Below are 2,165 nucleotides of genomic sequence, written 5' to 3' on the forward strand. Positions count from 1 at the left end.
GAGATAGGTACCATTATCGGCGAGAATCGCGCGGGGATCACAATACGTCATCGCTTCACTGGCAAGGGATGGGGCGCATGATCAGTAACAGACAAATGAAGCGGCTGGCATGATGCCAGCCGCCATGGAAACTAGCCTTGGCAACGACCTTGGTAGCGCCAAACCCATTGGTTGGACATAGGATCAATGCCCCAATTGTTTTGTGAGGCTTGGAAAAAGTGTCCTTGATACTGAACCTGTACGCCGGCCGAGTAATAATTGTATTGACTCCAGCTAGGCATATTGGCGCAGCGATTTTTTTCTACACCGCGGTCATCAACCCGGGCTAAGACATTCGTGGTGTAGTTACCATTACTGGTTACCGTGACATAAATGTCTTGGCCTTGAACTTGGCTAAAGCCACAATACTCATCGTTGCCCGAATTGGTTGAACGACAGTCATGATCATTCGCGCTTGCCGGGCGACCGACAGCGGCATATAAATCGACATCGCCTTGGCCGCGATAGGTTTGTAACCAAACCGTACCGCGTGGTGCGGATTGAACCACAAACTGCTGTGTGCTTCCCGCTGTACCTTGAATTTGCACGGGCTGCTCTAAGGTGAGCGGTTTTAGCTGCGGCTCGGGTTGTGGTTCAGGCTCAGGCTCTGGCGTCGGTGCGCCACCGCCACCTTGGCAGTTTTGCATCTCGATACCGACTTCTGCAAAGGCCTGACTCACTGCCCCCGCAGGGTAGTTAAGATCTTTAGCTGCTTCGCAAACCCCATTCGCGCCTTGTTGGAAGCTCGCGTTAGGACGCCAGTAAAGTTGGTTAGCAGTTGCAAATGCGCGGAAGGCCTTTTTGATATTCCACTGTTCGCTGGTGGCCAAATGATAAAAGGCTTTGTTATAAATCCCCGAGCTTAAGTGGACATCAATGCCTTGATAGTAACGATCAACGTGACCAATAGAGCGACCGTCTTTACTGGGGTTAATGAAATAACGCATGGCTTCGCTATGCTTCATCACATCTTCACCCATTTTCCAGTTAAAGTCGCCGAATACATACTGGCCTAGCGCTGCGGCAGCGATATCTGAAAAGGCTTCATTCATGCCACCAGACATTCCGCGATACTCTAAGCCAGAGTTTTGCTCGGTAAAACCATGACTGACTTCGTGTGCAATCACATCCCAAGTGGTAAGCGGGTACATGCTGCGATTTCCGTCACCAAATGTCATCTGGCGACCATCCCAAAACGCATTACCGTAGCCTTGACCATAGTGAACACGCATTGTGAGCTGCTGGCGAATAGGGCGAACACCTAACCAATCTTGATACATGTTGAAAACTTGCTGACCAAAGTACTGCGCATCATTCATCGGGGCATAGGCGCCGTTGACTTGGCGATAGGTATTTTGAGGGCAATTAAATTGATGAACTTGTCCGCCCCATTCACGGTTGTTCATATTAATGGTTTTCACGTCGGGGCTGTCCATTTGGCAGCGACTATTCACCTGGAATCCACCGAGCTGCGTGTTCGGACCAAAGTTAAACCGACCACTTTTTTGGTTCCCTCCTGGGCCACTCGCTTCTAGGTGAGCGATGCCTTCCCAGCTATCTAAAACAGTGCCGGATTTCGCATCGATAATTTTAATCGGGCGTGACGGATGGCCATTATCGCTGGCTAAATAGTCGACTTTATACACCAGGCGCGCAGTTTGCTGCTCATCAAGCCAAATCAACAACTGTGTGTTCGCATCTGGTTGCTTAAATTGCCGCGCATTTGGGGTAGATTCGCCCTGTGCAATGGCAATAGCCTGTTGCTGATTCAACATCGGCAGCGTGCTGCCAATATCAGACTCAATACCGGTGACGACCTCGCCTTTTACATCCGGCGCAAAATTGCGCGCCGATGTGTTCTCAACCACCGAGTAACCATAAACAGGAATACCGTAATGAAGTTGTTGTTTGCGAACCAGAGATTGGCCACCAATGTTAAGGCGAGATTGCTCTTGGTAACTTAATGGAGAGCCATTCACCATGGCACTGCGAGATTGCTCAGGTGCGAGTGCTTCGCTCAAATCAATACTGGTCGCATCGACAATATTGGCGGCATAAGCGGGCAACGCAAGTGGAATAAATAAGGCAAGTAACGTTTTACGCATAATATCCTCGTTAGATAGGAA

At 49.7% G+C, this 2,165-nt stretch carries 1 protein-coding gene; it reads right to left on the reverse strand.

What is annotated here, in order from left to right:
• Positions 1-131: 131 nt before the first annotated feature.
• Positions 132-2,144 (reverse strand): M4 family metallopeptidase, encoded by a 2,013-nt coding sequence (locus BZG79_RS14465; protein WP_077774756.1) that lies wholly within the window; start codon positions 2,142-2,144, stop codon positions 132-134.
• Positions 2,145-2,165: the final 21 nt, after the last annotated feature.

This window comes from Salinivibrio sp. MA427, assembly GCF_001996115.1.
GTDB lineage: Bacteria > Pseudomonadota > Gammaproteobacteria > Enterobacterales > Vibrionaceae > Salinivibrio > Salinivibrio costicola.

What these genes read in the sequence shown, in the direction of transcription:
- BZG79_RS14465 (WP_077774756.1), bottom strand. Translation starts at nt 2,144, where the DNA reads ATGCGTAAAACGTTACTTGCCTTATTTATTCCACTTGCGTTGCCCGCT.